The sequence below is a fragment of the Verrucomicrobiota bacterium genome (assembly GCA_016871535.1).
In the GTDB taxonomy this organism is placed as follows: domain Bacteria; phylum Verrucomicrobiota; class Verrucomicrobiia; order Limisphaerales; family SIBE01; genus VHCZ01.
This window is the reverse complement of the sequence record VHCZ01000060.1, coordinates 22,114-28,113: the sequence shown is the minus strand read 5'-3', so window position 1 is coordinate 28,113 and position 6,000 is coordinate 22,114. Positions and strand designations below refer to the sequence as shown.

The 6,000-nt window shown below is 59.1% G+C and carries 4 protein-coding genes; 1 reads left to right on the top strand and 3 read right to left on the bottom strand.

The window, feature by feature from the left end:
• Window positions 1–1,522: 1,522 nt before the first annotated feature.
• A complete protein-coding gene (locus FJ398_10470; GenBank protein MBM3838371.1) occupies window positions 1,523–3,244 on the bottom strand; it encodes a hypothetical protein in 1,722 nt (573 codons plus the stop codon).
• A gap of 149 nt (window positions 3,245–3,393) precedes the next feature.
• On the opposite strand from FJ398_10470, the gene FJ398_10465 reads away from it, so the two are divergent.
• The gene (locus FJ398_10465) at window positions 3,394–3,732 is read left to right on the top strand and encodes a hypothetical protein (GenBank protein MBM3838370.1); all 339 of its coding nucleotides are present in this window, start codon (window positions 3,394–3,396) and stop codon (window positions 3,730–3,732) included.
• A gap of 27 nt (window positions 3,733–3,759) precedes the next feature.
• On the opposite strand, the gene FJ398_10460 is transcribed toward FJ398_10465, so the two are convergent.
• Together FJ398_10460 and FJ398_10455 are read right to left on the bottom strand one after the other, a co-directional pair.
• On the bottom strand, window positions 3,760–5,016 hold the full coding sequence (locus tag FJ398_10460) for a hypothetical protein (GenBank protein ID MBM3838369.1): 1,257 nt from the start codon (window positions 5,014–5,016) through the stop codon (window positions 3,760–3,762).
• Between the two features lie 160 nt (window positions 5,017–5,176).
• Entirely contained in the window at window positions 5,177–5,947 is a 771-nt protein-coding gene (locus tag FJ398_10455) for an enoyl-ACP reductase (GenBank protein ID MBM3838368.1), read from the bottom strand.
• Window positions 5,948–6,000 lie beyond the last annotated feature (53 nt).

The following is a 6,000-nucleotide window of genomic DNA, read 5'->3' as shown; positions in this document are numbered from 1 at the left end:
ATACAGCGGCCCCCTCATCGCCCAAGAGCTCAAACAAGGCCGCTGCCACGTCGAACATCCTATGCCCATCATGTATGTGGAGGTCGATGGCACCGGCGTGCCGATGGTTCCACAAGAATTAGTGGGCCGCAAAGGCAAACAACCCGACGGCTCAGCCAAGACTCGCGAGGTCAAATTAGGATGCGTCTTTACCCAAACCGCGACGGATGAAGAAGGCAACCCGTTGCGCGATCCCGGATCGACGACCTACGTTGGAAGTTTCGAATCCTCCGACTCGTTCGGGTTAAAAGTCCGAGAAGAAGCCAGACGACGAGGAATTGGCAAAGCAGCAGGGATTGTTTTCCTGGGCGACGGAGCGGCATGGGTTTGGGAGGTGGCTCGTTTGAATTTTCCTACGGCCCTTTGCATCTTGGATTTTTACCACGCGCTGGAGCATCTCTTTGAACTCTGCCGGTCTCTTTACGCAGACGAAAAATGGATCGTTCGGATCCAGGAACAATGGATTGAGCGGATGGAGGAAGACGGTATTGAGGAGGTGATCGCCAGCGCGCGCCAGCGACTCCAGGATTTGCCCCCTGAGCTTCGGAACTCGGTGGAAAAGCAAATTGGATACTTTGAGACCAACAAAGATCGCATGCTTTACAAAACGTATCGAAGCAAAGGCTACTTCTATGGGTCCGGAGTCGTGGAAGCGGGCTGTAGAACGGTCGTGGGTCAGCGACTCAAACAATCAGGGATGTTGTGGAGCAGGCCAGGAGCTGAAAACGTCTTGGAACTTCGATGCGCTTTGCTCGGTAACCGTTGGGATGAATGTTGGGACCGCCTCCATCACAGCGATTATCTGAACATCCGGCCAGTCGCTTGTTAGGACTTGGTTACTTTGGCGTCATGCACCCTCGCGACTCTGTGAAAATGTCCCCTCTAAAACTCTTTAATAATGTCCCCTTTAAGGCGCAGAGAGGCGATGCTGCGCAGCGATGGGAAAGATTATTTTGAGTACAAAAGAAAGACGACGATTGCAGTTAATGGCGCAAGTCCAGGAAGCCAAGCTCTCTTTGGTTAAAGCGGCCGCGTTGCTGGAAGTCAGTTACCGGCAAGCCAAGCGGATCTGGAGCCGTTAGCGCGGCCAAGGAGATGAAGGCCTGGTGCATCGCTCGCGCGGCCGTCCGAGCGGGCGGCGGATTGATCCCAAAACCCGCGCGGCGATCGTGGAAAGGAAAGGGGTCAGGGATGACTAATGGTAATATTATCAGGGCGAACGCTCGATGGGCACGGGGACATCCCAAAAGTCATCTCCGACCCCTTTCCGCGTCATTGCGGCGGAAGGGTAATTGGGAATCTCAGCGCAAAAGAATCAGCACCACATGGATCTTGCCGTCCCGGTTCAGGTTCCTCCAAGCGGCCATCGAAGTGTGCAACTGCGGGCGTCCCGCCTGAACCACGGTGAAATTGAAGTTGTCGGAGTTGCGCCATCACTCCCGTTTCTTTTGCTTTTTTTGCTTTTCGGCGAGTCGTTTCAGGGTCATTCCCGAAGCCGTCGCTGGAGTGTTTCGATGCCGTCGCGATAAATCCGCAGGACTTCCTCGCGCTGAGCATCCGTGTCGAACTTCGCCTTCGTCGGAATCACCTTCAACGCGGATTCCAGATCTGAGACAAGCGCGTGGGCGGCGTCTTTCCGGAATATTCGTTTCCTGCCGAGTTCGAGGTAGATCGGGCTGGTGTGCGCGAAAAGCGCTTCACCCATTTCATTCTTGCCATCGCCGCTGCCGCGGACGGGCGTGGTCGGTGGCACAACGACCGCGCCGCTGGAACCCAAACTGCCGCCGGGCACGCGGAGCGCAACCCAGCCCGGTTCATCCACCGTCAGCTTGAAATCGAGCACAGCCTCGAAATGCCCTCCAACCGCACGACTGTTCACGGTGTGCGCGACTTTGCCGTTGTGGACGAGTTCGAGTTGTTTGAAATCGCTTCTCCCAACGCCGCGGCCGGACACGGTTAAGCTGGCCGGTTGAACGAGGCGGAGAGTGTCGCCCAATCCGTTCGTGCCGACCTGAAGTTCGAGGAGCGGGCCGTTGCTGATGAACGTGCGCCCTTCCGCGAGCGCAGTCAGCCAGTTCTGAACCGTGAGTTCTTTCTCCACGCGGGCATACACGCGCGAAAAGTCGTAGATGAACCAGTCCGTGCCCGTGGAGAACGGGACCTTTTGTCCAAGGTTCAGATAGCGATAGAACGTGTCCTCGTAGCTGCCATGAGCGCCCCCGTCGAAAATGTTGTGGGCGTGGAGCAGGCTCGCCAGCCAATTCGGGGCGTCTTCATGGCCGAAGGTGTTGTGACACCAGATAATCGTCGCGCCGTCGCCGCGCGCTTGCGCGATGCCGCGCCGCAGCGGCGGCCAGTCCGGCCCTTTGCCGGTGATTCCGGCGCCGATGCTGACGGGCTGCACAAGCTGGCGGAGGTTCAGAAACATGACGTGGCCGTAGCCCTCGCCGAAACCATCGAAGTTGTGACGATGTTCCTGGCCGTTGCCGAACAAAACGCCCGGGCCGCCCAGCTTTTGCAAGTCCGCGAGCGTATAGCCGTTGGAAATGTAATCCCGGTCGGCCTGCGCGCGTTCCAGGTAAGAAACGAACACGAGATCCAGCGCGTCCCCCCGCGGCAGCGTTCGCAAATACTCGTCGGCCTGGGCCCGAGTGAGACCGCTGAGGTGCAAGTGCGTGTTGCCGCTGAACCAGCCGTTGCGGCGCGCGCGGGAGAAAGATTTGATCGGAAGCTCCGCTTGCGCGGTGTGCTTCCCGGTAAGCTCTATCATCACCTGGGTTAACTCGGTCTCAATCCCGGCGATGGCTTCGATGGTCAACGGACCGCGCGGCACTGGAATGGCAGTGGCTTCGATCAACGCAAACCAGTCTTTCGCCGGATGGTTGTCGCGCAATTTGGTCCCGCGATTGACAAGACCGGCCAATTGCACAACGCGGCCGTCCGCCTGCTTGACCCGCACCAGACCCGGCATGGATTGCTGCGTCTCAGCATCGATCAACCGAAGAGTGAGCCGACATGTCTCCGCATCCCGAATCGGAGTCGCCGCAACCGCGCGCAAACTCCGCGCGCTGGCCAGGACGTCGTGCTCGCGCGGGTCCAGCGAGGCTTCGTGCGTTCCCCGAGTCGGCTCATGCGCCAGCGCTTGCAATAATCCGAGGGGGATAACAAGCAGAGAACACCCTTGGAATCGGGGCCGAGATTTCATGGAAAAGAATTAGCGGGACCGTTTCGCGGCCACAACCCCAAATCTCAAAGTGCAACGCGTTTGGACGCGTTTGGTTTCGCTGCCGGTCCTTTTCAAAGGACAAGAGTTCCCTTTTACATTGATCCTGATAAACGTAAAATCCGTTCTTACTGTATGGTCATCCCCATGCCTGGCTGGCAGGCGTGCGGCGCGTGGGGAAAACAACCCTCACGCGGTCGCTGCCAGAGGCGGAATGCTTCTACTTGAACTGCGATTCGCCCCGCGTCGCCCAATCCGTGGCCGACCCGGAGTTTTTCTTTCAACAGGTCAAGCGGCCGATTGTCATCTTTGACGAAATTCATCAACTTCCTGGTCGTGCCACAACGAGGGGGCGTACAAACATTGCGGTTGGAAGGACTGGAGGTGCGCATTGTTTCCCCGACCGACCTTATGCCCCAGGGCTGAAGCAGATCTTCGGAGTCCTCCTGAACTTCGTTGCCGAACTCTGAACCAGACCAAAAGCGGTCTCGCGGCGGTTATCTCCATTGTCCCCACCAGGCCGCAAACGATTCCCTCGGGCGCGCCAGGCGCAGCTTGCCATTCTCGTGCCAGAGCACGGTTGCGAGGCCATGGGAGAACCGCGTTTCCCAGGGCATGTGGTACGCGCCCGCCTCCATCCAGATCAGCAGGTCGCCTTCGCGGATGCTTCGAGGCAACGCGCGGCACGTGAGTTGATCGAACGCCATGCACGTGGGGCCATACACGCCTGTCAGGCTGGCACGCCCCCCGCGCGACGGAAGCGCAAGCACTTCGTGCGCTTCCCAGTTGGAGAGGAGCGCGTGCGTGGTTCGCCCCGCGTCGCAAATCAATTGGCGGAGGCCGCGCCGTTCTTTCACATCGAGCACTTGCGCAACCAGAACGCCGCTCCGGGCGGTGAGGAACCGCCCGTTCTCCAGCCAGATTTCCTCTAGTCCGGGCAAAAGCCGCGCAGCGTTCTCATACACTTTCGCCAGCTTCTCTAAATCGAATCTGGCGGCGAACGGGCGTCCGTTTCGCGGAAGAGTGTGGCCCGGGGGAAATCCTCCTCCGCAATCGAGAACCCGCGGGATCCACCGCGCGGCTCCGCAAATCTCTGCGACTTCGCGGATCGCGCGTTCATAAACAGCCGCCGATGCGACGTTCGTCCGCAGATGAAAGTGCAGGATCTCGATCTCTGCTCCGGCTCTTTGAAGTCGATGGAGCGCGAGGATCGCATCGTGGGGAGCCAATCCAAACTGCGTAGGCCGGCTCGGCGTTTCCGGGTCGAATTCTTCCTCGGTCAAGCAGCGAATCCCGACGCGCCAGTTCAGCGACTTTGCCAAAGGCAGCAGGCGCTCGATCTCGCGCAGTGAATCGAAATTCACGGCCAGCCGGGGAACCGGGCGCCGGGGCAACCAATGGTGCTTCGCTGGACCGTTGACGAGGATTCGCTCCGGGTTGAATCCTTCGGCCAACGCCGCCTGCAATTCAAATTCACTGACCACCTCGAGGCCGCGGCCCTGACGGCGCCACCATTGCAGGAGCGGGCGGACGGGTTGGGTTTTGCAGGACAGCCAATGCCGGACGGGCAGGGCGGCGTTGTCGATACGTTTCAACTCCGCAAGCGCCTCGCGGATCGGATCGATGGAGAAGAGGTAAAAAGGAGTTCGATGGTTTCGAGCCGCTCGGGCCACGAGGCGCTTCCAGAAAGTGAGGATCTTGGCGGAATGGCCAAACCGAAAGCGGATCGCTCGTTTGGATGGAGAGGGCTTCAAGCAGGGATGGCAGCGTCCAGTATCCAGTTATCAGTTATCAGTTTTCAGTGCCAGGAGTCGCTGAACGTCCATACAGGAACACCGGATTCCAATTACTGATTACTGACCACGGATCACTGATAACTGGCCGTCTGCGAATTGGGCAGGCAGGATGCCTGCCCTACATCCCCATGATCTGATAGCCGCTATCGACGTAGATGACCTGGCCGGTGATCGCGGCGGCGCCGTCGCTGGCGAGAAACGTTCCCGCGGCGCCGAGTTCATCCGGCAGGACATTGCGCTTGAGCGGCGCGTGCGCCTCATAATGCTTGAGCATGTCCGTGAAGCCGGCGATGCCGCGCGCGGCCAGCGTGTTCATCGGGCCGGCGCTGAGGCAGTTGACGCGGATTTTTTGCGGCCCCAGATCGTAGGCCAGGTAGCGCGCGCTGGCTTCCAACGAAGCTTTGGCAACCCCCATGACGTTGTAATGCGGGACGACTTTCTCAGATCCGTAGTAAGTCATCGCCACGATACTGCCGCCCTCCGTCATCAACGGCGCGGCGGCGCGCGCCAGCGCAATCAACGAGTACGCGCTGACATCATGGGCGACTCGGAAGGCTTCGCGGCTGGTGTTGAGGAAATCTCCTTCCAGCGCTTCCCGGGGCGCAAAGGCAACGGAATGAAGCAACAAATGAAGTTTGCCGAACTTGGCGCCGACTTCGGAGAAAACTTTGGCGATCTCTTCGTCGCGGGTGACATCGCACGGCAGAATCAGCGTGTCCTGCCCGAACGTGCCGGCGAGTTCTGCGACGTTCTCCTTCAGACGCTCGCCCTGGTAGGTGAACGCCAGTTTCGCGCCGGCGCGATGCCAGGCCTGAGCGATGGCCCAGGCGATGGACCGTTTGTTCGCCACGCCGAAGACAACGCCGAGTTTTCCTGCGAGAAATGACATACCCCACCCTTCGTTAAAGCGTTACAAGGGTTAAATCGTTAAATCGGTTAAAT

Bases quoted from the DNA above. Each gene is read 5' to 3' on its own strand.
- FJ398_10455 (MBM3838368.1), bottom strand. From the start codon at position 5,947: ATGTCATTTCTCGCAGGAAAACTCGGCGTTGTCTTCGGCGTGGCGAAC.
- FJ398_10470 (MBM3838371.1), bottom strand. From the start codon at position 3,244: ATGAAATCTCGGCCCCGATTCCAAGGGTGTTCTCTGCTTGTTATCCCC.